This is a genomic window from Nocardioides endophyticus, assembly GCF_039543845.1.
Taxonomy (GTDB): domain Bacteria; phylum Actinomycetota; class Actinomycetes; order Propionibacteriales; family Nocardioidaceae; genus Nocardioides; species Nocardioides endophyticus.
The window spans coordinates 137,532-161,221 of record NZ_BAABKN010000009.1 but is presented as its reverse complement, the minus strand read 5'-3'; the positions used below and the strand labels follow the sequence as shown (position 1 = coordinate 161,221).

At 70.4% G+C, this 23,690-nt stretch carries 28 protein-coding genes and 1 other RNA gene; 7 read left to right on the top strand and 22 right to left on the bottom strand.

Annotated features, from left to right (window positions below; translation table 11 throughout):
- The first annotated feature begins 20 nt into the window (after positions 1-20).
- Together ABEA33_RS06705 and ABEA33_RS06700 are read left to right on the top strand one after the other, a co-directional pair.
- Positions 21-455 (top strand): DUF6325 family protein, encoded by a 435-nt coding sequence (locus tag ABEA33_RS06705; RefSeq protein ID WP_345525947.1) that lies wholly within the window; start codon positions 21-23, stop codon positions 453-455.
- A gap of 16 nt (positions 456-471) precedes the next feature.
- Entirely contained in the window at positions 472-777 is a 306-nt protein-coding gene (locus tag ABEA33_RS06700; protein ID WP_345525945.1) for an SHOCT domain-containing protein, read from the top strand.
- A gap of 21 nt (positions 778-798) precedes the next feature.
- Here the strand turns inward: ABEA33_RS06700 and ABEA33_RS06695 are convergent, their stop codons facing one another.
- Positions 799-1,362: a DUF1269 domain-containing protein gene (locus ABEA33_RS06695; RefSeq protein ID WP_345526293.1), complete on the bottom strand. Its 564-nt coding sequence runs from the start codon at positions 1,360-1,362 to the stop codon at positions 799-801.
- A gap of 5 nt (positions 1,363-1,367) precedes the next feature.
- A complete protein-coding gene (locus ABEA33_RS06690; RefSeq protein WP_345525943.1) occupies positions 1,368-1,760 on the bottom strand; it encodes an SHOCT domain-containing protein in 393 nt (130 codons plus the stop codon).
- A 161-nt stretch (positions 1,761-1,921) separates the two neighbouring features.
- On the opposite strand from ABEA33_RS06690, the gene ABEA33_RS06685 reads away from it, so the two are divergent.
- Positions 1,922-2,224 (top strand): enoyl-CoA hydratase-related protein, encoded by a 303-nt coding sequence (locus tag ABEA33_RS06685; protein ID WP_345525941.1) that lies wholly within the window; start codon positions 1,922-1,924, stop codon positions 2,222-2,224.
- Positions 2,225-2,274: 50 nt separating this feature from the next.
- Here ABEA33_RS06685 and ssrA read toward each other — a convergent pair.
- From ssrA to ftsE, 7 genes are all read right to left on the bottom strand, one after another.
- Positions 2,275-2,645: a transfer-messenger RNA gene (gene ssrA, locus ABEA33_RS06680) on the bottom strand.
- A 94-nt stretch (positions 2,646-2,739) separates the two neighbouring features.
- Complete coding sequence (locus ABEA33_RS06675) at positions 2,740-3,126, bottom strand: DNA polymerase ligase N-terminal domain-containing protein (RefSeq protein ID WP_345525940.1); 387 nt, start codon at positions 3,124-3,126, stop codon at positions 2,740-2,742.
- Positions 3,123-4,001, bottom strand: coding sequence for an amidohydrolase family protein (locus ABEA33_RS06670; RefSeq protein WP_345525939.1), 879 nt, complete (start codon positions 3,999-4,001; stop codon positions 3,123-3,125). Before ABEA33_RS06670 ends, ABEA33_RS06675 begins: the two co-directional genes overlap by 4 nt.
- Positions 3,994-4,473: an SsrA-binding protein SmpB gene (gene smpB / locus ABEA33_RS06665; RefSeq protein ID WP_345525938.1), complete on the bottom strand. Its 480-nt coding sequence runs from the start codon at positions 4,471-4,473 to the stop codon at positions 3,994-3,996. Before smpB ends, ABEA33_RS06670 begins: the two co-directional genes overlap by 8 nt.
- Positions 4,474-4,611: 138 nt before the next feature.
- The gene (locus ABEA33_RS06660) at positions 4,612-5,883 is read right to left on the bottom strand and encodes a peptidoglycan DD-metalloendopeptidase family protein (protein WP_345525937.1); all 1,272 of its coding nucleotides are present in this window, start codon (positions 5,881-5,883) and stop codon (positions 4,612-4,614) included.
- Positions 5,884-5,938: 55 nt separating this feature from the next.
- A complete protein-coding gene (gene ftsX, locus ABEA33_RS06655; RefSeq protein ID WP_345525935.1) occupies positions 5,939-6,850 on the bottom strand; it encodes a permease-like cell division protein FtsX in 912 nt (303 codons plus the stop codon).
- A gap of 47 nt (positions 6,851-6,897) precedes the next feature.
- Positions 6,898-7,587 carry a cell division ATP-binding protein FtsE gene (gene ftsE / locus ABEA33_RS06650; RefSeq protein WP_345525934.1) on the bottom strand — a complete coding sequence of 230 codons (690 nt, stop codon included), beginning with the start codon at positions 7,585-7,587 and terminating at the stop codon, positions 6,898-6,900.
- A 93-nt stretch (positions 7,588-7,680) separates the two neighbouring features.
- Between ftsE and ABEA33_RS06645 the strand changes: the two genes are divergently transcribed.
- Positions 7,681-8,292: a hypothetical protein gene (locus ABEA33_RS06645; protein ID WP_345525933.1), complete on the top strand. Its 612-nt coding sequence runs from the start codon at positions 7,681-7,683 to the stop codon at positions 8,290-8,292.
- Here ABEA33_RS06645 and ABEA33_RS06640 read toward each other — a convergent pair.
- Both ABEA33_RS06640 and ABEA33_RS06635 read right to left on the bottom strand, forming a co-directional pair.
- On the bottom strand, positions 8,289-9,011 hold the full coding sequence (locus tag ABEA33_RS06640; RefSeq protein ID WP_345525932.1) for a VOC family protein: 723 nt from the start codon (positions 9,009-9,011) through the stop codon (positions 8,289-8,291). The genes ABEA33_RS06645 and ABEA33_RS06640 overlap by 4 nt on opposite strands.
- A gap of 25 nt (positions 9,012-9,036) precedes the next feature.
- A complete protein-coding gene (locus ABEA33_RS06635) occupies positions 9,037-9,939 on the bottom strand; it encodes an oxygenase MpaB family protein (protein ID WP_345525931.1) in 903 nt (300 codons plus the stop codon).
- Positions 9,940-9,985: 46 nt separating this feature from the next.
- Between ABEA33_RS06635 and ABEA33_RS06630 the strand changes: the two genes are divergently transcribed.
- The gene (locus ABEA33_RS06630) at positions 9,986-10,582 is read left to right on the top strand and encodes a TetR/AcrR family transcriptional regulator (protein ID WP_345525930.1); all 597 of its coding nucleotides are present in this window, start codon (positions 9,986-9,988) and stop codon (positions 10,580-10,582) included.
- Here ABEA33_RS06630 and prfB read toward each other — a convergent pair.
- Genes prfB through ABEA33_RS06590 form a run of 8 tightly spaced genes read right to left on the bottom strand, consistent with a single transcriptional unit; the run spans position 10,579 to position 18,623 of the window.
- The gene (prfB, locus tag ABEA33_RS06625) at positions 10,579-11,697 is read right to left on the bottom strand and encodes a peptide chain release factor 2 (protein WP_345525929.1); all 1,119 of its coding nucleotides are present in this window, start codon (positions 11,695-11,697) and stop codon (positions 10,579-10,581) included. The two genes, ABEA33_RS06630 and prfB, sit on opposite strands and share 4 nt — an antisense overlap.
- Before the next feature lie 35 nt (positions 11,698-11,732).
- Positions 11,733-12,485, bottom strand: coding sequence for a response regulator (locus ABEA33_RS06620; protein ID WP_345525927.1), 753 nt, complete (start codon positions 12,483-12,485; stop codon positions 11,733-11,735).
- Between the two features lie 54 nt (positions 12,486-12,539).
- The gene (locus tag ABEA33_RS06615) at positions 12,540-14,879 is read right to left on the bottom strand and encodes a PAS domain S-box protein (protein ID WP_345525925.1); all 2,340 of its coding nucleotides are present in this window, start codon (positions 14,877-14,879) and stop codon (positions 12,540-12,542) included.
- Between the two features lie 50 nt (positions 14,880-14,929).
- Entirely contained in the window at positions 14,930-15,397 is a 468-nt protein-coding gene (locus tag ABEA33_RS06610) for a CAP domain-containing protein (protein ID WP_345525924.1), read from the bottom strand.
- Between the two features lie 22 nt (positions 15,398-15,419).
- On the bottom strand, positions 15,420-16,265 hold the full coding sequence (locus tag ABEA33_RS06605; RefSeq protein WP_345525922.1) for a hypothetical protein: 846 nt from the start codon (positions 16,263-16,265) through the stop codon (positions 15,420-15,422).
- Positions 16,262-16,615, bottom strand: a complete 354-nt coding sequence (locus ABEA33_RS06600; protein ID WP_345525920.1) for a hypothetical protein — start codon at positions 16,613-16,615, stop codon at positions 16,262-16,264. Before ABEA33_RS06600 ends, ABEA33_RS06605 begins: the two co-directional genes overlap by 4 nt.
- Positions 16,612-18,291 (bottom strand): putative T7SS-secreted protein, encoded by a 1,680-nt coding sequence (locus tag ABEA33_RS06595; RefSeq protein WP_345525918.1) that lies wholly within the window; start codon positions 18,289-18,291, stop codon positions 16,612-16,614. Before ABEA33_RS06595 ends, ABEA33_RS06600 begins: the two co-directional genes overlap by 4 nt.
- A complete protein-coding gene (locus ABEA33_RS06590) occupies positions 18,291-18,623 on the bottom strand; it encodes a hypothetical protein (RefSeq protein WP_345525917.1) in 333 nt (110 codons plus the stop codon). Before ABEA33_RS06590 ends, ABEA33_RS06595 begins: the two co-directional genes overlap by 1 nt.
- A gap of 86 nt (positions 18,624-18,709) precedes the next feature.
- On the opposite strand from ABEA33_RS06590, the gene ABEA33_RS06585 reads away from it, so the two are divergent.
- A complete protein-coding gene (locus ABEA33_RS06585; RefSeq protein WP_345525916.1) occupies positions 18,710-19,042 on the top strand; it encodes a WXG100 family type VII secretion target in 333 nt (110 codons plus the stop codon).
- Entirely contained in the window at positions 19,039-19,335 is a 297-nt protein-coding gene (locus ABEA33_RS06580; protein ID WP_345525915.1) for a hypothetical protein, read from the top strand. Before ABEA33_RS06585 ends, ABEA33_RS06580 begins: the two co-directional genes overlap by 4 nt.
- A gap of 2 nt (positions 19,336-19,337) precedes the next feature.
- Here ABEA33_RS06580 and ABEA33_RS06575 read toward each other — a convergent pair whose 3' ends face one another.
- The 3 genes from ABEA33_RS06575 to ABEA33_RS06565 are packed head-to-tail and all read right to left on the bottom strand — an operon-like array spanning position 19,338 to position 23,448.
- Entirely contained in the window at positions 19,338-20,024 is a 687-nt protein-coding gene (locus ABEA33_RS06575; protein WP_345525914.1) for a response regulator transcription factor, read from the bottom strand.
- Positions 20,021-21,220: an ATP-binding protein gene (locus ABEA33_RS06570; RefSeq protein ID WP_345525913.1), complete on the bottom strand. Its 1,200-nt coding sequence runs from the start codon at positions 21,218-21,220 to the stop codon at positions 20,021-20,023. Before ABEA33_RS06570 ends, ABEA33_RS06575 begins: the two co-directional genes overlap by 4 nt.
- Positions 21,217-23,448, bottom strand: a complete 2,232-nt coding sequence (locus ABEA33_RS06565) for an MMPL family transporter (RefSeq protein WP_345525912.1) — start codon at positions 23,446-23,448, stop codon at positions 21,217-21,219. The genes ABEA33_RS06570 and ABEA33_RS06565 overlap by 4 nt, the downstream gene beginning before the upstream one ends.
- Positions 23,449-23,690: the final 242 nt, after the last annotated feature.

Sequence of the window (23,690 nt, the reverse complement as noted above, 5' to 3'; positions counted from 1 at the left end):
TCTCGGCCGAGGAGGCGTGCATGACCCAGCTGGACGCAGGACCGATCGACTATCTCGCGCTGGAGTTCCCCGGTGCGAGGCTCAACGGCGAGGGCCTCAAGGAGCTCGTCGACCTGACCGAACGCGGGATCATCCGGATCCTCGACCTCGTAGTGGCGGTCGTCGCCGACGACGGCAGCGTCGCCGCCGTGGCCCTCGCCGACCTCGACGGCGACGGCCAGCTCGACCTCGCCCTCTTCGAGGGAGTCAGCTCGGGCCTGCTCGACGAGGAGGACATCGCCCAGAGCGCCGCACTCGTGAAGCCCGGTGACGCCGTCGGCCTGCTGCTCTACGAGAACACCTGGGCAGGCCCGTTCGTCACCGCCATGCGGAACGCCGGGGCCGAGGTCATCGCGAGCGGCCGGATCCCGGCCGACGACGTCGTCGCTGCGCTCGATGCGCTCGAGTCAGCCTGAGAGTGAGGAGTCCGACATGGGACTGATCGGTGGAATGGCGCGCACAGCCGTCGTCGCCGGCACTGCGACCGCGGTGTCGAACCGCGTGTCACGGCGCCAGGCGGGGCGCTGGAACCAGCAGGCACAGGCCGAGGCCTACCAGCAGCAGCAGTACCAGCAGCCCCCGCCGCAGCAGTACGCGCCGCCGCCGCCCGCCCCTGGCCCGGCTGCGTCCTCCGACGACCTGATCGAGAACCTCCAGAGGCTCGGGGCGTTGCGCGACCAGGGGATCCTCACCGACGCGGAGTTCGAGGCCCAGAAGGCCAAGCTGCTCGCCGGCTGACGCCGCATCGGCGTCCTGAGGTCATCCGCTCCCGTCGTGCCTGCCCCGCAGGTCGCGAACCGTTGCGCGAAGCAGCTCAGGAGCGTCACCGGGAAGCAGGACGTGCATGAGCGTCACGTCCCCACGCACCAGTCCACGCTCGATGACGGGGCGGACCTCGTCCAGGTCGGCGTCACTGGAGAGCACCAGCAGTGCGGAGGTCTCCGAGTGGATCCGCGCCTTGATCTCCACCAGGAAGTCCAGGTCGATCCCGGTCCCCCGTAGTCGCTGCGCCAACGCCGCGATCCCGGCGCCGACATCCGTCTCGGCCGCTGGGTCGAGGAAGATCAGGCTGACCAGGCCGCCGAGCACGGAGCTCCGGGCGGCCGCCGCAGACGTCTCGCGACGGAAGTGTCCGATGCGGGGCTGATGGACCCCGGGCATCCACGAGACCGTGATGGCGTCGTGGACCTGGAGCGCGCCTCGCTGCCGCAGGCTCTTCAGCCGGATCTCCCCGGCCGCGGCTCCCATCGCCGAGTCGTAGACCCAGACCGACAACGCGGGCGTTGCCAGGAAGCGCTGCGGTGGTCGTTCCCGGTCCGGCACGGTCGTCAAGCCAGGAGCTTCGCCTTGGCCTGCTGGAACTCGGCCTCCGAGATGGCACCGTTGCGCTGCAGCTCGGCAAGCCGCTCGATCTCCCCAGCAGTGCTGGTGCCGGCGACGCTCTGCACGTACGAGCGCATCTCGTGCTCGCGGCGGGCGGCGTCGTGCGTCGCGTGCAGTCCCATCTTCTTGCCGCGCGCGATCAGGTAGACGAGCACGCCGAGATAGGGCAGCACGATCACGAAGACCGTCCACAGCGCCTTGCCCCAACCGGAGAGGTCATCACTGCGGAAGACGTCGGCGAACACCGAGATCAGCAGCCAGATCCAGATGAAGAAGAGGAAGAACCAGAGCATGGAGAGGAAGACGTCTCCCGGGGTGTACTCCCACACGGTGACCACAATGACCTCCTGGACGGAGTGATGCGGGCAGAGCCGTATCCGGCCCGAGCCTGCTCGTTGGATGTGGGTCCATCGTCGAGATGACGTGGGTGGTCGGACACCACCCCAGGCGGGGTAGAACCGTCGACGCCCGCGGACCCCCCATCGCTGAAACTCCCCCCGTGAGCACCGAAGTGACCTCGGGCCGTCGGCGCGGAGGGCTTCGCCCCGAGCGCTGCACTGCGATCCTGCGACGAGGACGACGCCGTCCGGTCCTCGTGCTGACGGGCGCCGGTTCCGCGTTCTGTGCCGGGGCCGATCTGGGAACGGGATCGAGGGCGTTCGACGAGCCGGGCGCGGCGTTCTCGTCGTCACCGGTGGATCCGCCGGCGTGGCAGGTGCGCAAGCTGGTCATCGCCGCGATCAACGGCCACGCGATCGGCATCGGCCACCTGGCGGACCCGTGCACAGCGAAGTGTGGTTGATCCGACTCACCAGGTGAGTCGGTCAACCACACTTCATCAAGAGGGCGAACGAGTGGAGCTGCGGGGAATCGAACCCCGGTCCTCGAGCGTCGATCCAGGTCTTCTCCGGGTGCAGTCCGTGTTGTCGCTTTTCTCGGCCCCGGGGCTCGCACGGACACGTCCCCGACAGGCTCAGTCACGGAATAGTCCCGCTCACCCTCCGCGACACGGAGTGAGCAGCAAGTCTCCTAGATGACGCCAGGACCCGGGACGGAGACGGATGCCCGGACTGACGCTTCGATCACTGCTCAGGCAGCGAGAGCGAAGGAACTGCGACTGTTGTTGGCAGTTATAGGTTTCCAGCGATCGTTTACGAGATGACGCTGGCTTCTCGACCCGCTTCCCCTGGAACTAACGTCCCAAGTCGAAACCGATCAGCCCCTCTTGAGTTGTGAGACCAGTCTACGGGGCAGACGTCTGCCGAGCACACCTGATTGTCCGGGTGGTGTGGTTTCGGGCCTGGCGGCCCTCACACCTCAACCACTGGTGCCGACCTTGACCAGGATCCAGTTCTTGCCGTCGCCGCCCATCCGGGTGCGGGTGAGCGCGAAGACACCGGTCAGCCTCTCGCCGTGCAGGTCGAACTTGAGGTGGCCGGCCTCGATAGCAGCGCGTACGCCAACGGGCTCGCCGTCCTGCTCGGTCAGGTTGTCGTAGGTGCCGTGGTCCCAGATGGTCTTCGTGTCGTCCTCGTAGGTCGCGTGCTCGAGGGCATGGTCATCGACGTGTACGGCGAGGCGCTTGTCCCGCGGGTCGAGGGAGGGTTCCTTCGGCACCGCCCACGACGCGAGTACGCCGTCGACCTCGAGGCGCAGGTCGTAGTGCAGACTGCGGGCCTGGTGCAGGTGGACGACGAAGATCATCTGCGCATCCCGAACAGGCGATGGCCGTTGTGCCAGCAGACGTCGCGCAGCCACTCGTCCCCCAGGTCAAGGCGGGCGAGGCCCTCGAGCTGGTGGGCGTAGGGGTACGGGATCGTGGGGAAGTCGGAGCCGAGCAGCACCCGGTCCTGGAGGTCGCGCAGCCGGGCGGTGAGCCCGGCCGGATAGCTGGCCTCCCAGAAGTCCGTGAACACCATCGTGGTGTCCAGGTGCACGCGCTCGAAACGGGCAGCGAGGTCGCAGAAGGCCAGGTAGTCCGGTGCGCCCAAGTGGGCGACGATCACGGTCAACCGCGGGTGCCGGTCGAGCACTCGCTCCAGCGGCTCGGGGCCGGTGAACGCGTTCCCGACCGGAGCGGCACTGGCATGGATCACGACCGGGATGCCGGCGTCGGCCAAGGTCCCCCAGACCGGGTCGAGCAGCGGATCGTCGAGGCGGAACTCCCCCACCTGCACGTGCACCTTGAACACCTCGACCCCGTCGGCGACCAGCGCCTCGACGTACGCCGCGGCCTCGGGCTCGGGGTAGAAGGTCGCCGACCAGATCGACTCCGTGACGTCGGAGGCGAACCCGCGCGCCCAGTCGTTGAGGTGCGCCGCGATACCGGGCTTGTGCGAGTAGGGCAGGGACGAGAACCGGCGTACGCCGAAGCGGCGCAGCAGGTCGACGCGGTCCGCGGCCGCCTGCCGGTAGCGGATCGGCCAGGGCCGGCCGATCTTCGGGCCGGCGTCGTCGAACTGCGCCCACACCCGGCGCTCGATGTTCGGCGGCAGGAAGTGGGTGTGCACGTCGAACAGACCGGGCAGCCCGAGCGGCTGCCAGAACATCCGGACGGCGAGGGCGTCCGACTCAGTCACGCATGCCCTTCGCGCGCCGGCCGATCTCCTGCTCGGTCTCCCGGGTGGCCTGCCGCTCGGCCAGCGCCGCGCGCTTGTCCCACGACTTCTTGCCCTTGGCGAGCGCGATCTCGACCTTGGCCCGGCCGTCCTTGAAGTACAGGGAGAGCGGTACGACGGTGAGGCCCTTCTCGTTCACGCGGCGCTCGATCTTGTCGATCTCCTCGCGGTTGAGCAGGAGCTTGCGCTTGCGGCGGGCCGAGTGGTTGGTCCAGGTCCCCTGGGTGTACTCCGGGATGTGCACGCCGTGCAGCCACGCCTCGTGGGCGTCGATGTCGACGAACCCGTCGACCAGGGAGGCCCGGCCCTGGCGCAGCGACTTGACCTCGGTCCCCATGAGGACGAGGCCCGCCTCGTAGGTGTCCTCGATGAGGTAGTCGTGCCGCGCCTTCTTGTTCTGCGCGATCAGCTTGCGCCCCTGCTCCTTGGCCATTCGACCATTCTCTCAGGAGCGGGCAAAGGATTACTGCGCTGCCTCGGCTCACTGGGTCTCGACACGCCGGTCGCGTCTTCGTTCCTCAGTCGCGCGGCTTGCTCGACCACCATCAGCGGATCCGCTGGCGCGTCTCCGCTAAGGCAGCCACTTCATCGGGTCGACGGCGTTGCCGTTCACCAGGAGTGTGAAGTGCAGGTGACAGCCGGTCGACCAGCCGGTCGAGCCGACGTACCCGACGACATCGCCCTGGCCGACGCGGTCGCCGACGCCGACCCGGTAGCCGGTGGCGTGGTTGTAGACGGCGGTGATGTTCTTGCCGTTGATGTTGCCCAGCGAGAGGTAGAGCCGGTTGCCGTAGACGTTGGACCAGTACTTGGAGATCACGGTCCCGCCGGCGATGGCGCGCATCCCCTCGCCGCACGAGACGCCGAAGTCGGTGCCGTCATGGAGACCCCAGTAGTGGTAGATCGGGTGCTCGCGGTAGCCGAACGGCGACGTGACCGAACCCGGCACCGGGCGGATGAACAGCCCGTTGGTGGGGCCGGTGTAGCCGGCACCACCACGGTTGGCGCGACGAGCCGCGGCGAGGATCAGCTGCCGCACGTGCTGCTCGCGGCGCTTGGCCTCGCGCAGGTCGCGCAGGTCGCGCTTCTTCGCCTTCTGGGCGGCCTTGCCGGCGGCAACCCGGTCGAGGACGAGCGCCTGGACCTTGTCGAACGCCGTACGGGTGTCCTGCTTCAGCCCCTGCATGGTGACCAGGTGCTCGGCGGCGGCCGCGCGCTCGACCTCGACGTCGTCGCGCGCCGCCTGCACCTGGTCCTCGCGGACCTGGAGCAGCACCTCGGCGGCGTGCAGGTCGTCGTACGCTCGAGCCTCCCGGCCGACGATGACGTTGCGCGCCTCCATCTGGCGGGTCAGGTCCTCGGGCGTCTGGGCGTCGAGCAGCGCCGAGAAGGCCAACAGCTCCGGGTCGCCCTGCTCGTAGATGTCGGTGATGGTGCCGGTGAGCGACAGGCGCTGGGCCTCGAGCGCCGCCTGGCCGTTGGCCAGGTCGGTCTGCGCCGTCGCGAGTCGCTGCTCGGCCGCGTCGAGACGCTGCTGCATCTCGTCGTCGCGGATCCGTGCGGCCGCCAGCTTGGCGTTGGCCACGCGCAGGTCGCCGCGAGCGCCCTTGAGCTCCGTCCGAGCGCGCTCGAGGGCCGCCTGCGTCCTGCGCACCCGGGAGCTGGACTCGTCCAGATCGTGCTGAGCGTGCTTGACGCTCTTCTGTGCGTCCTTCTGACGGTCCTTGAGGGCCTTGTCGCCGTCGGCCATCGCGAGAGGTACGACGAGCACACCGAGCGCCAGGGAGCACACGGCCGTGGCCGCGACCAGGCGTCGGCGTGCGGTACGGGGGAAGAGACGCACCGGGCTGCCTTCACGTGTTCGGGGAAGTGAACGCGTTGACGGTAACCCGCCGGAATCAGACTTTGAGGTATTTGCGTGTCAGTACGAGTGTCGGAAGCAGCGTGAGCACCGGACCGAGCACCGCGATCGACCCCAGGGCCACCAGGTACTCGGGCATTCCGATCCACGGCATGAAGGACAGACCGGTCGCCGCGCGCTGCTCGATGCCGAAGTACATGAACGCCGCGAGCGCCCCTCCGGCAAGCAGTACGCCGATGGCGGCGGTCACGATCGCCTCGAGGAGGAACGGCAGCGCGATGTAGAGGGTCGAGGCGCCGACCAGGCGCATGATGCCGATCTCCTTGCGCCGCGCGAAGGCCGCGAGCCGGATCGTGTTGCCTACCAGGAGCAGGGCTGCGAACACCAGGAACGCCGCCGTACCCAACGCCGCCCACTGCAGCGCGTTGATGGAGCCGTAGATCGGCTTGAGCACGTCGCGCATGTCCCGGATGCCGGAGACTCCGTCGAGGCCGACGACGGCGCTGGTGATGCCTTGGTACTCCTCCGGGTTCTTCAGCGTGATCCACACCGACTGCGGCATGTCGGCCGCCGTCGCCGCGGGGTTGGGGCCTTCGAACTTCTCGGGGCCCAGAAGGTCCTTGACCTTCTCGAAGGCCTCCTCCTTGGTCTCGAAGTGGAAGTCGGCGACCTCGGGGTTGTCCTCGACCACGGTGGCGATCTCCGACTTCTGGGCGTCGGACACCTCACTCGTGCAGGCGGGGTTGTCGTCCGTGTCCTTGCACAGCCACACGGTGATCTGGAGCTGGCTCCCCCAGTGCTGGGCGGCCCGGTCGGCCTGCTGGTTGAGCAGCACCCCCAGGCCCACGAGCGTGAGCGACACGAAGAGCGTGAGGATCACCGCGATGTGCATGGACAGGTTGCGGCGCAGGCCCTGGCCCAGCTCGGAGAAGACGTAACGCAGCTGCATGAGAGGAGAAGACTCTTTTCGATCGGTCGGTGGGGGCTGGCCCGGTGCTAGTGCTGGAACCCGTAGACGCCCTGTGCCTGGTCGCGGACGACGCGACCGGAATCGAGCTCGATGACGCGCTTGCGCATCTGGTCGACGATGCCCGCGTCGTGGGAGGCCATCACCACCGTGGTGCCGGTGCGGTTGATCCGGTCGAGCAGCTTCATGATCCCGACCGAGGTGGTCGGGTCGAGGTTGCCGGTGGGCTCATCGGCGATCAGGATCTGCGGCCGGTTGACGAACGCCCGCGCGATCGCCACCCGCTGCTGCTCGCCACCGGAGAGCTCGTCGGGCATCCGGTCGCCCTTGCCCTCCAGACCGACCAGCTCGAGGGTCTCGGGCACCAACTGCTTGATCTCGGAGCGGGATCGGCCGATCACCTGGAGCGCGAAGGCGACGTTCTCGTCGACGGTCTTGTTGTTGAGCAGGCGGAAGTCCTGGAAGACGGTGCCGATCTGGCGCCGCATCCGCGGCACCTTCCAGCTCGCCAGCCGGTTGATCTCCTTGCCGGCGACGTACACGCGCCCGGCAGTCGGGCGAGCCTCGCGGAGCACGAGCCGCAGAAAGGTCGACTTGCCGGAGCCCGACGTGCCGACGAGGAAGACGAACTCACCCTTGTCGATGTCGACGCTCACGGTGTCGAGCGCAGCACTGGCCTGGCCTGGGTAGGCCTTGGAGACCTTCTCGAAACGGATCACGGGAATCGAGCGTAACCGCTGTTCCTGAGCGTCCCCGGCGCGGTCTCCTGCCGGGCGCGTCGGCCATGGGAGGTGTGCCCTAGGTTGGCGGGCGTGTTCGCCGTACGCCGTCCTGCTGCCGCCCTCGTCGGAGCGGTGCTCGCGCTGACCCTGCTGGGCTGCACCAGCGACGAGCCCGACCCGCCGGAGAAGCCCCAGGCTACGAGCACGGCACTCTCGGACTTCGCGACCGATGGCGTGAGCGTCACCCGCGGCGAGTTCTGCGCCCGGGTCGCGCCGGGAGCAGTGACCGAGGCGCTGGCCGGCGAGGTCGCGGACAGCGACACCTGGGCCAACGGCGACCGGACGCGGCTGGCCGACGGAGTGCGCGACGTCGCGCACGAGTACGGCTGCTCGTGGACCGCGACCGACGGCACCGTCGCGAGCGCCTGGGTGTTCGCGCCGCCGGTGACTCCGGCCGGTGCGTCCGCGCTCGCCAAGGCGGCCAGCCGCGTCGAGGGGTGCCAGCCGGTCGCCGGCGCCCCGGCGTACGGCGCGCGCTCGACCGCCGTTCGCTGCGGCGACGAGATCGCCTTCCACGGCCTGTTCGGCGACGCGTGGCTGTCGTGCTCCGTCGCCCCGGTCGGCACGGCGGACCGGGAGGGGCTGCTCGACCGCGGCGGCCGGTGGTGCGTGGCGGTCGCCCAGGCGGCCTCGACCGACTAGGAGGCTGGAGCCGGCAGCACGCAGAACTCGTTGCCGGAGGGGTCGGCGTAGTGCCGCCACGGCAGTTCGCCCCACCCGAAGTGGAGCTCGCGGCCGCCGCGCTCGGCGATGCTCGCCGCGACGCCGTCGGGGTCCTCGCCGGTCTCGAGGCGGACGTCGAGGTGCAGCCGGTTCTTGGACGGCCCCTTGGGCACCTTCTCCGGACACAGCTCGAGGAGGGGACCCCTCAGCGACGGGTGGCGCAGGGACCGGAGCCCGGCCCCGGGCACGTCGGTCCAGCCGGTCAGCCAGGACCAGAACTCCGCGTCCCGGTCCGGGTCGGCGGAGTCCAGCGGCAGCGCCGCAACGGGTCCGGTGTCGGCGTACGCCGCCCGGTCCTCCATCACGCAGCACGGATTGCCCTCGGGATCGGCGAGCACGACCGAGGGCACGTCGCCCTGACCGATGTCGAGCCGTCTGGCGCCCAGGCCGAGCAGCCGGTCGACCTCCTCCTCCTGGCGGGCTCCGCCCAGGAGGTCCAGGTGGAGCCGCGGCGGCTCGGTCGGAGGCTCGGAGACCCGCTGGAAGCACAGGTCGAGCACCGGCCCGCCCTCGACGGCGAGCCGCGTCTCGTAGCCCTCAGGCTCGTCGGTCAGCCGCTCGCCGCCGACCACGGCCTCCCAGAACCGGCCCAGCCGCCCCGGGTCGACGGCGTCGATGACGACGTTCTCGAGATACATGGCTCCACCGTACGGCGACGCAGAGTCAGGCCGGCTGCTCCGAGTCGTCGCGCATGTGGGAGACCGGGCAGCCGGCGACCCCCGGCACCGGGAAGGTCCCGAGCCGCTCGATGTCGTAGCCGTCGGGATAGCTGCGGATCTGCGGGAGGTCCTCGATCAGCTTCGGGTCGCGGCGCGCGGGGAAGGCCCGCAGCAGCACGCCCCGGGCCTTGAGCGCCCCGCGGGAGATCGCAACGACGGCGGCCGGGGGGTCGTCGTACCGGAAGGCCCTGCGCAGCGGCGGGTCCATCAGCGCCCGGCTGAAGATCCCCATCACCGGGCGGGCGACCCTGGGCTGGAAGTCGACCATCAGCGCGAGCGTGGAGTCGGCGACCCGGCGACCACCCTCGTCGAAGGCGAAGTGCTCCGCCTCGTAGGAGTCCATCAGGTCCTCGAAGCCGACGTACGTCTCCGGGATGTCCTTGATGTTCATGTGCCGACCGAGGGTCCGGTAGTACTGCACCGACGCCTCGATCTCGTTGGCGGTCAGCGGGCGCTTGCCGAAGTCGTCCAGCCATCGCTTGGGCACCACGACGAAGGTGCTCAGCACGTAGCGGAACTCGTCGTTGGGGATGTCGTAGGCCCGGTGCATCTGGTTGATCCGACGGATCGCGGCCTTGGCCTCGGGGTCCTCGAAGCCCAGTCGGGTCGGGGGCTCGAGGAGCAGCGCGGTGTCGTCGTACCGCTTCTGGGGCTGCTGCGTGAACTGCCCGGTCTCGTCGAGGAGGCGGCCGATGCCGGGCACGGCGTACGTGCGGAAGAGCGCGAACCCGAGCGCCTGGTTCATGTCCCAGGGGAACTCGTGGCCGACGACGTTCGCGTAGATCTCCACGTAGTCGGTGGCCGGGTCCAGGGCGTCGTTGCGCCGCTTCCAGTGATCGCGCCTCATGCCATCGCAAACTAGAGCACTCACTCTAGTTCTGTACAGTGTCTGCATGCGCGCCCCGCTGCAGACCCGGAGCACCTCCTCCTCGGACCGGATGCTCGAGGCGACGCTGGAGCTGCTCGAGATCGGCGGGCTGCCGTCGGTGACCGTGGCTGCCGTGGCTCGTCAGGCGGGTACGTCGAACGGCTCGCTCTACCACCGCTTCGGCGACCGCGGCGGGCTGCTGCGAGCCGCCCAGGACCGGGCACTCACCGCGATCGAGGAGGAGACGGCGGCCGCGTTCGCCCGGGCCGACGGCGAGCCCGATGACACCCGCGCGCTGGGGCTGCTCGCGCGCGCGGCACTGGAGATCTTCGCGCGGCACCGCGGCCCGATGCGCGCCTTCCTCGTCGAGGGGCGGGGCGAGCAGGCCATCCAGGCGCGCAACGAGCACAGCTCGCACCTGCTGGCGACGACCGTGACCCGTTGGCTTCGCAGCCGGTTCGGTGCGTCCCGGCAGGACGCCGAGGCCGCCTGGCGGATCCTCTTCGCCCTCGGCGCATCGCAGGCGCTCTTCGACGATGCCCAGGTCTCCCCCGACTCGCTCGGCAGCGACGCCTTCGCGGACGCCGTGGCGCGGGCAGTGGGGGCGGTCGTCAAGACCTAGTTGGACTCGGCCTTCTCGGCACCGCGGCGCCAGCGGATGCCGGCCTCCAGGAACCCGTCGAGGTCACCGTCGAACACGGCCTGCGGGTTGCCCTGCTCGTAGCCGGTGCGCAGGTCCTTGACGATCTGGTAGGGGTTCAGTACGTAGTTGCGCATCTGGTCGCCCCAGCTCGCTTGGACGTCGCCGCGGAGGCCGTCGAGGTGAGCCTTCTCCTCGGCCTTCTTGAGCGCGAGCAGCTTGGCCTTGAGCACGACCATGGCGCTGGCCTTGTTCTGCAGCTGCGACTTCTCGTTCTGGCAGCTGACGACCGTGCCGGTCGGGATGTGCGTGAGGCGTACGGCGGAGTCGGTCGTGTTGACCGACTGACCACCGGGACCCCCGGAGCGGTAGACGTCGACGCGGATCTCCTCGTCGGGGATGTCGATCTCGTCGGTCTGCTCGAGCACCGGGACGACCTCGACAGCCGCGAACGACGTCTGGCGGCGGCCCTGGTTGTCGAAGGGGCTGATCCGCACCAGCCGGTGCGTGCCGGCCTCGACCGACAGCGTGCCGTAGGTGTACGGCGCGTGGATCGCGAAGGTGGCGGACTTGAGGCCGGCCTCCTCGGCGTACGACGTCTCGTAGACCTCGACCGGGTAGCCGTGCTGCTCGGCCCAGCGGACGTACATCCGCATCAGGGTCTCGGCGAAGTCGGCGGCGTCGACCCCACCGGCACCGGCGCGGATCGAGACCAGCGCCTCGCGGGCGTCGTACTCACCGTTGAGGAGGGTGCGGACCTCGAGGCCCTCGACGACCTTCTTGACCTTCTCGAGCTCGACCTCGGCGTCGGCGAGCGCGCCCTCGTCGCCCTCGTCCCGGCCGAGCTCGACCATGATCTCGAGGTCCTCGATGCGGCCGCCGAGCGCCATCACCCGGTCGAGCTCGCCCTGGAGCGCGGAGAGCCGGCCGGTGATGCGGGTCGCGCTCTCGACGTCGTCCCACAGGTCGGGTGCAGCCACCTGCTCGCTGAGGTCGGCGATCTCGACTCGCATCGCATCGACATCGAGCACCTGCTCGATGGTGTGCATGGTCGCCTGGAGCTGCTTGATCTCTGCGTCGAAGTCCGGTCCTGCCACAAGGAGCAAGGTTACGCGGGTGGTCCGCCTCGGGCCTACTCAGCGACCGCGGACGGGATGGCGAGCTCGGCCCAGACCCGCTTGCCACCGGTCTCGCCCCCGTCCATCCCCCACGACGCGGAGAGCGCGCCGACCAGGTGCAGGCCGCGGCCGTGCTCCTCGGTCTCCGTCAGCGGCTGCGGCTCCGGCGTACCGATGCCGCCGTCCTCGACCTCGATCCGCAGCGCCGAGCCGGTGTTCAGGATGCGCACGCGGTACGACGAGTCGGCGTGGGTCAGCGCGTTGGCGGCGAGCTCGCTGACGACCAGCTGCGCGTCGTCGCTCGGCTCGTCGATCCCCCACTCAGCGAGCTTCTCGCGGACGAACCGACGTGCGACCGACACGCTGCTCAGGTCATTGGGCAGGTCCAGCGACGCCTCGACGCCGGCGGGACTGCCGACCGCCTCGAGCAGCTCGATCAGGTAGCTGAGATCGGCGTCCTTGAGCACGTAGCCGGCGGCGTTGGCGTCGATCCAGGCACGGTCGACGGTCTCGAGCCCCGAGAACACCACGACTTTGGTGTCAGCCGCCTCCGCGCGGATGCGGCTGAGGACCTCCTGCCCGGCGATGTCGGGCAGGCCGAGGTCCAGCACGACGACGTCGGGGCGCAGCTGAGCAGCGAGACGAACGGCACCTGCACCGTCCTCCGCCTCCCCCACGACCTCGAACCCGCCCCGAAAGCGGAGGGAGGTGCGGACCAGCCGGCGCACCTCAACGACGTCGTCCACCAGGAGGACGCGGATCGGCACATTCCGCAGCCTAAGCCGTGGTCAACGGTTCCGGACGGGTATCGGCCGCGAGTCTCAGGACGCGTCATCGGGCGCCGGGGCGCCCGTGCGCGGCAGCCGGACCACGAAGGCGCCCGGCAGGTCGCCGTCGGCGGGCCGGTACGACGCGTCGCCGCCGTGGGCCCGGGCCAGCTGCCGGACGATGAAGAGCCCCAGTCCGGTGCCGCCACGGGCGCGTCCGGTGGAGAATCGGTCGAACAGCCGGGCCTGCGTCTCCGGCGGCACGCCACCGCCGGAGTCCTGCACCTCGACCACGACGTCGTCGCCGTCTCCGCGGGCGGTCACGCGGACCGGCGGAGCGCCGTGCAGGAGGGCATTGTTGACCAGGTTGTCGACGACCTGACCGAGGCGACCGGCGTCGCCCATCACGTCGACCGCTCCCTCGACGCCTGCCTCGATGACGACGTCGGGGTGCGTACGCCGCTGGGTCGCCACGCACTCGGTGACCACCTGGCCGACGTCGACCGGTCCGTGCTCCAGCTCCAGTCTGCTCGACTGCAGCCGCGAGGCCGTCAGCAGGTCGTCGAGCAGCCGCCGCAGCCGCGAGGCGCTGGCCCCCATGCCGACCAGGAGGTCCTCACGCTCGACGTCGTCGAGCTCGGTCCAGTGGGAGATCAGCAGGTCCGCCGTACCACCGAGGACGCTGACGGGCGTGCGCAGTTCGTGGGCCGTGACCGCGAGGAAGTGCGCCTGGTCCTCGGAGGCCTGTTGGAGCTGGGCGTTCGCCGCAGTGAGTGCGGCGGCAGCGGCGTCGCGCTCCTCCAGCATCACCTTGCGCTCGGTGATGTCGCGGGTCACCTTCGCGAAGCCGACGAGCCGGCCCCGGGGGTCGCGGACCGCGGTGATGACGACGTTTGCCCAGAACCGGCTGCCGTCCTTGCGGACCCGCCAGCCCTCCTCCTCGTAGCTGCCGTCGCGGATGGCGAGCTCCAGCTCGTGCTCGGGGTGCCGGGCCTCTTGGAGCTCGGGAGGATAGAACGTGCGGAAGTGCCGACCGATGATCTCGTCGGCCGCGTAGCCCTTGCTGCGCTGGGCTCCCGCGTTCCAGCTCGCGATCAGGCCCTCCGGCGACAGCATGAAGATCGCGTAGTCCGAGACCGCCTCGACGAGCAGCCGGAATCGCTCCTCACTGGCCCGCAGAGCTTCCTCTTGCTCGCGGCGACGGGTCACGTCGCGGGTGACCTTCGCGAAGCCGACGTGCTGCCCGTCGCGGTCGTGCACGGCCGTGATGAGCACGGTCGCCCAGAAGCGACTGCCGTCCTTGCGGACTCGCCAGCCCTCCTCCTCGTAGTGCCCGTCGCGCAACGCGATCTCGAGCTCACGCTCGGGGTGCCCCGACTCCTGGACGTCGGGCGGGTAGAAGACCCGGAAGTGCCGGCCGATGATCTCGTCCTCGGTGTAGCCCTTGATCCGCTGGGCACCGGCGTTCCAGCTCTCGATCAGACCCTCCGGCGACAGCATCAGGATCGCGTAGTCCTCGACGTTGTCCACCAGCAGCCGGAAGCCGACCTCGCTGCGACGCAGCTCCTCCTCGGCACCGCGCTGCACGGTGACATCCTGCACCTGCACGAAGAGGTAGAGCGGGCGGCGGCCGCTGTCGAGGACCGGGGCGAAGGTGGCGACCACCCGGCGCGGGGCCACCGAGCCGACGACGTCGTGCTCGACCTGGCCGACCGGCTCCTCACCCGAGAGGATCGCCGCGAGCATCCGGTCGAGCGCGCCGCTCGCCGTACCAGCGAAGGTGGCGTACGCCGCACCGACGAGCTCGTCGACGGAGCGGTCGAGGATGGCGCCGAGCGACCGGTTGGCGCGCACGATCTGGCCCGCCAGGGTCACCGTCGCCATGCCGATCGCGGCATCCTCGAAGACCTCGCGGAACCGCTCGAGGTGCTCGCGCAGCACCCGCCGTTCGCCGTCACCGTCCACCACCATCGCCGGCCCGACCCGGGTCGCGGATGGCGCGTCGCGTGCCTCGAGCAGCCGGACGAGGTCTCCGGCGAGGGCGTCCAGGTCCGTGGACTTCTCGAGGAATGCGGACGCGCCGAGCTCGATCGCCCGGTGGGCCAGACCCTCCTCCTGGAAGCCGCTGTACATGACCACCTGGGTGTCGGGCGACACCTCCAGGATCCGCGGCAACGCCTCGAGCCCGTCCATCACCGGCATCGACACGTCGAGCAGCACCAGCGCCGGCCGCAGGGCCCGCACCACCTCGACCGCCTCGGCGCCGTCGCCACCCTCACCGACGACGTCGAGCAGGCCCGACAGCCGCAGCCGGGTGCGCACCAGCGCCCGCACCTCCGACGCGTCGTCGACCACGACGATGGTCGGTCGCGTCGCCTCCCCGCCCGCAGCCACGCACGGAACCTAACCCAGTGCGGGCCGCGCTGTCGCCAAGGGCGCGTCTGCTAGCTTCGGCCGAAGACCTGCGAGGCCCACCAACGACCGTTGCTGTCGCGCGCCGCTCCGATGCCCATCAGCCGGTACTCCCGACGCAGGATGTTGGCCCGGTGCCCCTCGGAGTGCATCCACCCGCGCTTCACCACCGCCCGCCCGCTGGAGTAGCCCACGGCGATGTTCTCGCCGACCATCGAGAGCTCGCACCTGCGGATGATCGGCTCAAGGTCCTGGTGGACCATGCGGCCGGTGCGGGCCATGTGTCGCGCCCACCGCTCGGCCATCCGGGTCAGGCACGCGGCCTCACGCAGCTGCACCCGACCCTGGTCGGCTCGGTGCACGTTGGTGGCGCGGAAAGCGCTGTCGGCGTACGCCGTCGCGCGGGTGGCGGACGCCTCGGCCGGCACCCGCCAGAGGGCGCTCGACACGACGGCGGCGACAAGGAGGGCGAGCATGGACTGTCTGATCCCCGAGGACATGGGTCCGACGGTACTCGGCGGATCACTCCGCCACCGTGGAGCCGAACACCGGCTCGCGAACGACGCCGGTGAGGGCGCCGATCCCGTCGCTGGGCGCCGTCGCGTGAAAGACGCTGGGCTCGAGCGCCACCGCACCTAACCGGTTGACGGTGTCGACGTCCGGGTCGATCAGGACGAGCAGCGTCTCGGAGCCGGCCTGCTGCAGCACCCGCACGGGAGCGTCTCGCCACACCGCGGTCAGCACGACCTCGAAGACGCTCTCGCACTCGGCGACGGGCACCGTCCGGGCGTGGACCCGGGGCCGTGACGGCGTGAACCCCTCGGGCACGCCGTCGTCACCCACCCAGACGAGCTCGACCGACTGCTGGTCCTCGGTGTACGACGCCGGCAGGTCGAGCCCGCTCCACCTGGCGCGCGGCCCGATGACGTGCAGCGGCGGGAAGTAGCCCTTGGCGCGCTGCCAGCCCCAGGCGGCCCCGCCGTACTCGGAGAGCACCGTCTCGCTGCCGTCGGCCGCGACGCGGACGAAGCGGGAGCCGGTCGGCACCCGGGTGAGGTCCAGGTCCCACACCGGCGTAGCGTCGCGCAGGAAGCCCATCGGGTACGTCGGCCACGGTCGATCGCCGACATCGGTGGGCGTCGCCAGCACCATCAAGGGGTTGGTCACGAAGCGGATGAGGTCGACGTGCTCCGGAGCCGGGCCGAAGGGGAACATCTCCCCCTCGAGTCCGTGGGCTGACACCCGCTCCGACGGCGTACGACCCTGGTGGTCGGCCGAGCGCACGACCGGCCCGGAGAGGTGGTCGTAGCCCTGCTCCACGACGCGCTGCATGGCGGCTGGCACCAGCAGCTTGTCCATCACGGTCACGGGTTCCTCCTCGGCACGGGCCGGACCTGCTCCTCGACGTCGGTCAGCTGGTCGGCCGAGGTCTCGCCGTGCCAGCCGCCGTACTGGTCGCCGGCCAGGCCCTCGCGCTCGGCGAGCTGCGAGCTGTTGGTCCGAATGCCCACCATGCGCCCGCGCACCCCGCTGACGTCGACCGGCTCCCCGTGCCACCGGGCCGAGACGACGACGTCGTAGAGCTGGACGGCGTCGTCGTTGCGGTTGACCGGGCGGCGCTCGCCGTCCTCCTCGACCCAGACCTCGTCGCGAGCGCGGGCGGTGACCCGCAGCTCCCGGCCGTCGACGAGGGCGTAGGTCCCCGGCTCCCGGATCACGGCGCCACCCATGTCGGAGTGCCGTCGACGATCTCGAGGGTCCCCACGAGGTGCTGGTTGCCGGCGGCGTCGACACGCCAGATCTCTGAGCCGGCTTCGAGGTTCGTCGCGGTCTCGGTGCGGAACTCGGGGATGCCGCCCTTGGTGTAGCCGTTGCCCGTGAACGGGTTGTCCCGGTCGACCGCGTCGGCGTCGTACTTGCCGCTGTCGCCCAGGTCGCTGTGCTGCGGCACGACAACGTCGTCTGCGCCCTGCGCCGGGTAGCGGAGCACGTGCATGTCGTCGACCGCCTGACCACCGTGGTTGGGCAGGGACGGGTCGCCGTCCCTGAGGTACTGGGAGTCTTTGTAGTCGAGACCGAGGCCGTCGTACATCTCCTGGGGGGTGCGCAGCCCCGCCACGTCCTCCTCGCGCGCGGTGAACCCGAAGGTCTCGTCCGGCTTGAAGTAGGGGTTGTCGGACGATCCTCGCAGGTAGTCCGCCGCGTCGTCGGGGGTGATCACGCGCTGCATCGGAGTGCCTGGCTCGACGGTCACCGCGCTGCGGGCATCGACCAGCTCACGGATCTCGGAGGGCGTGAGCTCGTCGACCGGCTTGTGCACCAGGTCGAGCAGGCCGTCGTCGAGGTTGTCGAGGCGGCGCAGGTCGCCCAGGTCGCCGACGTCGTCCAGGTGCCGGAGGTCGCCGAGATCGTCCAGCTTGCTGAGCGCGCCCAGGTCGTCAGCGACCCGGCTCATGTCGGAGAGAGCGTCGAGGGCGTCGGCCCCGCCCTTGATCCCTCGGGTCGCCACGGCGCCGGTGCCGGCCGTCGCCACGGCGGCGATCGCGTCGGGCACGAGGTGGCCGAGCGCGCGGGCAGGGTCGTCTGCCCAGGCGTCCCGGTCGAGCAGCCCCTTGCCGAGGTTCTTCCCGAACTCGACCGGGTCGTCCTGCAGCGCCTGCCACATGTCGCCGACCGTCTCCAGCGAGAGCTCGTACTTCTTCATCAGCTCCTCGGGCGTCAGGTCGCCCGTGGCCAGCTTCCACGTGTCGGTGATCATGTTGACCGCGCCGAACGGCGAGATGGTCAGCAGGTCCCACACCGCCTCGCCGGCGCCCTGGAAGATGCCGCCGACGAACTTCAGGCCGGACTCCCACCAGTGCGGCTCCTCCGGCGCGGCGGAGCACCCAGCTCGAACCTGACCGGCGCAGGTCTGCGCGGCCTCCTCGAGGCTCGCCTTCGCGCTGCCGAACTCCGAGATCGCGTTGTCGCGGATCGCCTGTCCGGGATCGTGGAACGGCTCGATCGTCAGCGACGAGTAGACCCCTGCCGCCAGCTTCTGCCGGGCGTCGGACACCTCGGCGTCGTACGACGCCCGCGCGCTGTGGGTGACCTCGTCGCCGCGGTCGTACTCCCCCTGCGCCCACTCGCCGACCTTCTGCGCCTGCTCGACGGCGGTGGCGTAGCTCTGCAGGGCGGTCCCGGCGGTGCGGAACCCGTTGCCGGCGGCGTACCACCGCTCCGGCTCGAGCTTGTGCGCGTCGCGGAAGTGGTCGGCGGCGCGGCCGATCCAGCCGTTGGTGTCGATCGCCGACAGGGCGTCGCCGGTGTTGAAGAAGAGCTGGCCCTTGTCGTACGTCGTGGTCGCCCGCGCCCGGATCGCGCCCGGGTCGCCGTCGATGTGGAAGTCGGGCATCACGGTCCGCCCATGATGTCGACGGCGGAGACGGTGCCGGCGGCGCCCTTGAGCTCCTCGAGCCCCTGCTGGTCGGACTCGTAGTAGTTCATCGCGATCTTGCCGACCCGGCCGGCCATCTCCTCGACGTCCTTGCAGAGGTTGTTGACGCCCTCCTCCCACCGGTTCTTGAACTCCTCGACAGCGCTCCACACGGTCGCGCTGCCGAGGTCGCCCTCGGTGGGGACGAGGTCCTCGACGTCCTTGTCCTTGAAGAGCTGGACGGTGTCGGCGAGGCCCTGGGCCGCCTTGCCCAGGGCCTCCAGGTCCACCTCGTAGTCGTAGGACGTCACGGGGCAGTCCTGCCCGCGGGTGAGCGACCCCAACCCCTCTCTTTCCATGCTGGTTTCGGCGGGGACGTCCCGGGCAGCCTGGAGCCATGAGCATCAGCCTCGAGTACGGCGAGCTCCGCGACGCCGCGACCACGGTGTCCGAGGGCGTGCAGCCACTCTCCGACCTGCTGACCGAGCTGAGCGATTCGATCGCGACGGCCGCCGACGGCTTCCAGGGCCAGGCCGCCACCGGCCTCGGCGAGGCGCTGACCGCGTGGTTCGAGGTCGCCAAGACCCTCGGCCCGATCATGGAGTCCTACGCCTCGGCCCTGATGACGGTCGCCAACGAGCACGTCACCAACGAGGGCCAGCAGGTCACCGGCTACCAGCGCCTCACCGAGCGGCTCGGCGGCGGCACCCAGCTCGGAGGCGGACAGTGACCCGCGGCCTGGTCTTCCGCGAGGGCTCGCTCACCCAGATCGAGACCGCCCTCTCCGACGCGACCACCCAGATCCAGGACCACCTGACCGGCGTCCTGGACTCGGTCAACGCCCAGACCGCCGCGTGGACCGAGGAGACTCCCTCCCGCCAGGCGCAGCGCGACTACGAGCGCCGGCTCCGGGACGGCATCACCACCCTCACCGAGGCGCTCGAGACCGTCCGCACCGCCGTCGCCGACCACCGCGAGCGTGCCCGCGAGGCCGAGGTCGAGAACGTCGCCATCGTCGGCTGACACTAGGGCGGCAGACCGGTGCCGCCGTCGGCTTGGACCAGGCCCGTCTGGTAGGCGATGACCACGAGCTGTGCGCGATCGCGGGCCTGCAGCTTCGACATGGCGCGCTGCACGTGGGCGCGGACGGTGAAGGGGCTGACGAACATCCGCTCGGCGATCTCCTGGTTCGAGAGGCCGGTGCCGACCAAGGCCACCATCTCGCGTTCGCGTGGCGTGAGCACGGTGAGCCGTTCGGGATGGTGCGGCGTGACGTCCTTCGGTGCTGCCAGGAAGCGGGCGACCAGGGAGCGGGTCGCGGCGGGAGACAGCAGCGTCTCGCCATCAGCGATCGTGCGCACCGCGTCGAGCAGCTCCTCGGCCCCGATGCCCTTGCTGATGAAGCCGCCGGCACCCGCACGCAGCGCCCGCGCGACGTACTCGTCGGTCTCGTACGTCGTGAGGATCAGGATGCGGCTGGCACGAAGCTCCGGGTCCGCGCAGATCTCCGCGGTGGCGGTGAGCCCGTCCACCTCGGGCATCCGGATGTCCATGACCACCACGTCCGGGTGCAGCTCCCGGGTGAGACTCACCGCTTCCCTTCCGTCGGCGGCCTCGCCGACCACGGTGATGTCGTCGGCGCTGTCGAGGAGCGTCCGGAAGGCTTGGCGCAACAGTGCCTGGTCGTCGGCGAGCAGCACGCGGAGCGTCACGGAGCATCGCCTTCCGCGAGCGGGACGGGCAGCTCGGTGGAGACGCGGAAGCCGCCCTCCGGACGCCGCCCCGCCGAGAGGTGCCCCCCGAGCGCGGCGGCACGCTCACGCATGCCGATCAAGCCGTACCCGGGCGGGCGCTCAGGGGCCGCGGAAGCGCTCACACCATCACCGTCGTCGACGACGGTGATGGTCAGGCGATCGCGGCCCCAAGCGAGCTGCACCCGGGCGCTACCCGTGCCGGCATGCTTGGTCACGTTGGTCAACGCCTCCTGGATGATGCGGTAGGCCGTGAGATCGGCTCCCGGCGGCAGCGATCTGGCCGCGCCCTCCTCATGCACCGCAACCTCCAGACCCGCGCGCCGGAAGGACTCCAGGAGCGTGGGGAGCAGGGCCAGCCCAGGCGCTGGCTCGGCGGGCGCGTCGGCGTCCCCGGACTGACGCAGCAGACCCACGGTGGCCCGCAGGTCGTCGAGGGCGTTGCCAGTGGTCTCCACGAGCTGCTTCAGGCTCTGGCGGGCCTGCTCCGGCCGTGCGTCGAACAGATGGTCTGCGACCGTGGCCTGGGCGCTGGCCAGGGTGATCTGATGGGCCACGAGATCGTGCAGTTCCCGGGCGATGTGCACCCGTTCCTCGGCGACTCTGCGGCGCGCCTCGCTGTCGCGGCTCTCTTCGGCCCGTCGAGCCCGCTCCTCGACGGCCGCCAGGTAGGCACGTCGGTTCTGCGCCGAGTGGCCCAGCACCCCGGCCACCAACGGGAACGCCGCGACGATCCCCAGCCTGCTCGCGTCCTGCCACGAGAGGTCTCCGAACAAGGCGGTGGAAGCGACCAGCAGCGCCGCGGAGGTGAGCAGCACCGCGGTGGTCAGTCGGCGTTCGGTGCGCACGGCGAGCGAGTAGGCGGTGATCACGGCGGGAGCCACGATGAGCGGGGTCAGCAGCAGGTCCAGCGGGGCGACCAGCATGCCGCACGCGGTCGTGACCGCCATGGTGGCCAGGGGCGCGCGATGCCGCAACGGCAGCACGGCACAGGACACCACAGCGATGAGGTAGGCGGCGGCCCGCGGCGCCGACAGGGTGTCGTCGAGCTGAATCACGCCGCCGACCAGGCAGAGCGCGAACGCCGTCGCCGTGACGGCCCCCTCCCGCCACCACGCCCGGCGGGGTCGCGGGAGGGAGACACCCCGGTTCGTCATGGCCGGTCGTCACCTCGTGCCGCTGTGACCGGCTCCCGCGCGGGAGCGGGGGCCTGCCGACTCAGTGCCGCACCCTCGATGTCCACGTTCGGCAGCACGCGGTTGAGGATACGGGGCATCCACCACGCCCGGCCGCCGAGCAGAGCCATGATCGCGGGAGCGATCGCCATCCGGACCACGAACGCGTCGAAGAGGACGGCCGAAGCCAGGCCGACGCCCATCGTCTGGATGGTGGGGCTGTGGATCCCGATGAATCCAGCGAACACACTGGTCATGATGATCGCCGCCGCAGCCACCACACGTCCGCTGTGGCGGAATCCCTCGACGATGGCCTCGTCGGCGGGCGCGCCGTGGACGTGGGCCTCCCGCACTCGCGTGAAGAGGAAGACCTCGTAGTCCATGGCGAGGCCGAACACGATGCCGATGACGAGGATCGGCATCAGCGACATGACCGGCCCGGTCTGCTCGATGCCGATCAGGTCCGCCCCCCAGCCCCACTGGAACACGGCGACGAGGACACCGAACGCGGCACCCACGGACAGCAGGAAGCCGAGCGCGGCCTTGAGCGGGACCAGGATCGAGCGGAAGACCACCATCAGCAGGAGGATCGCCAGCCCGATGACCACGGACAGATACGGGAGGAGCGCGTCGGCCATGGCGTCGGAGATGTCGATGTTCAAGGCGGTGTTGCCGGTCACCGCGATGTCGGCGCCGGTGTCGGCCTCGATGTCGGAGGCAGCGCTCCGGATCTCCTGCACCAGGTCCTTGGTCTCGACGCTGGTCGGCGCGGTCTGCGGGGTGGCGGTGACGACGGCCGTGTCCCCGGCCTCGTTGAGGACCGGTGCGCCCACTGACTCGACCCCGTCCACTCCCTGCAGGGTCGCGACGACCCGATCCGTGGTGGCCTCGGGGTCGGCGGTCCTCGACGTGTCCACGACGACGGTCAGCGGGCCGTTGAAGCCGGGACCGAAGCCGTCCGACAGCAGGTCGTAGGCCTGGCGCTGGGTGGTCGCCGTCGGCTTGGACTCGTCTCCGGGCAGGCCGAGCTCGAGGCTCAACGCCGGTACGGCGACGGCGCCGAGACCGATCCCGGCGACCATCAGCACGGCCACCGGCCTGCGGAGCACGAACCGCGCCCAGCGCGCGCCGAGGTTGGGCCGCCCGTCCGCAGCAGATCCCGGGCGCGGGCTCGTGCCTCCCTTGCGGACGCGGACCTTGCGGGACAGCACCCGCTCGCCGAAGAGGCCGAACATTGCGGGGACCAGAGTCAGAGCGACGAGCACGGCCAAGGCCACGGCGCCCGCACCTCCGAAGCCCATCTTGGTGAGCTCGGGAATGCCGACGACCCCCAGCCCGACCAGGGCGATGATCACGGTCGCGCCGGCGAAGACCACAGCGGATCCGGCGGTGCCCACGGCCCGGCCGGCAGCCTCCTCGGGCTCGCATCCCCGAGCGCGCTCCTCGCGGTAGCGGGACGTGATGAAGAGCGCGTAGTCGATCCCGACCGCCAGCCCCAGCATCAGCGCGAGGACGGCGACGGTGGAGGTCAGGCCCAGTGAGACGGAGAGCGCGGAGACCAGGCCGAACGCGATGGCCACGCCGGTGAAGGCGCTCAGCAGGGACAGCCCGGCCGCGACCATCGAGCCGAGGATGAGCACGAGCACGACAGCCGCGATCGCCACCCCGACCATCTCCGTGGTGCCGCCCAACGCCACCTCCGCATCCAGGGCCGAGCCACCGATGGCCACCGTCAGCCCCGCAGCCCGGGCCTGGTCCGCGGCGTCCTCCAGTGCCTTCTTCGTCGCACCGGTCAGGTCGACGGCGGCGTCGGTGTAGGTGATCGTCGAGTAGGCGATGGTGCCGTCCTCGCTGACGGCTCCTTCCTCGAAGGGATCGGTGGCCTCAGCCACCTGGGCACCCCCGTCCAGCGAGCCGATCGCACCCTCGACGATCTTCCTGTTGTCTGTGGCCGTGACCTGCTGCCCGTCCGGGGCCTGGAAGACCAAGCGGGCCTCAGCACCCTGAGAGTTGCTCTGGGGGAACCGCTCGTCCAGCAGGTCGAACGCCTGCTGCGACTCGGTCCCGGGCATCGAGATGTCCTCATCTTCCCCGGCGGGAGCCATGGCCCCCGCCAGCACGGCCGCCACCACGGCCGCCAGCCACACACCAGCCACGAGCCGGCGCCGCCGGAAGGCCCACCGTCCGATCCGGTAGAGAATTGTCGCCACTGCTGATCACTCCAGACACGCCGCAAGTAGAAGGAATGCGCGAGACTCACGCACCTCCAACACTCGCCTCCGACGTCTGCCGGGGCATCGTCACCAGCAACCGTCTTCGCCCTGGTGCAGCCGGACCAGCCCGCCGTGCGTCCTGGTGCCTGGGCACTAGGAACTGGCCGAGAACGTCGCCGCCGGATCGCGGGACGTCATACGAATCGTGGCCCCCACGCCTCGATTCGTATGACGTCCCA

Bases quoted from the DNA above. Each gene is read 5' to 3' on its own strand.
- ABEA33_RS06705 (WP_345525947.1), top strand. From the start codon at position 21: ATGACCCAGCTGGACGCAGGACCGATCGACTATCTCGCGCTGGAGTTC.
- ABEA33_RS06700 (WP_345525945.1), top strand. From the start codon at position 472: ATGGGACTGATCGGTGGAATGGCGCGCACAGCCGTCGTCGCCGGCACT.
- ABEA33_RS06675 (WP_345525940.1), bottom strand. From the start codon at position 3,126: ATGATCTTCGTCGTCCACCTGCACCAGGCCCGCAGTCTGCACTACGAC.
- smpB (WP_345525938.1), bottom strand. From the start codon at position 4,473: ATGGCCAAGGAGCAGGGGCGCAAGCTGATCGCGCAGAACAAGAAGGCG.
- ftsX (WP_345525935.1), bottom strand. From the start codon at position 6,850: ATGCAGCTGCGTTACGTCTTCTCCGAGCTGGGCCAGGGCCTGCGCCGC.
- ABEA33_RS06640 (WP_345525932.1), bottom strand. From the start codon at position 9,011: ATGTATCTCGAGAACGTCGTCATCGACGCCGTCGACCCGGGGCGGCTG.
- ABEA33_RS06635 (WP_345525931.1), bottom strand. From the start codon at position 9,939: ATGAGGCGCGATCACTGGAAGCGGCGCAACGACGCCCTGGACCCGGCC.
- ABEA33_RS06630 (WP_345525930.1), top strand. From the start codon at position 9,986: ATGCGCGCCCCGCTGCAGACCCGGAGCACCTCCTCCTCGGACCGGATG.
- ABEA33_RS06610 (WP_345525924.1), bottom strand. From the start codon at position 15,397: ATGTCCTCGGGGATCAGACAGTCCATGCTCGCCCTCCTTGTCGCCGCC.
- ABEA33_RS06595 (WP_345525918.1), bottom strand. From the start codon at position 18,291: ATGCCCGACTTCCACATCGACGGCGACCCGGGCGCGATCCGGGCGCGG.
- ABEA33_RS06585 (WP_345525916.1), top strand. From the start codon at position 18,710: ATGAGCATCAGCCTCGAGTACGGCGAGCTCCGCGACGCCGCGACCACG.
- ABEA33_RS06570 (WP_345525913.1), bottom strand. From the start codon at position 21,220: ATGACGAACCGGGGTGTCTCCCTCCCGCGACCCCGCCGGGCGTGGTGG.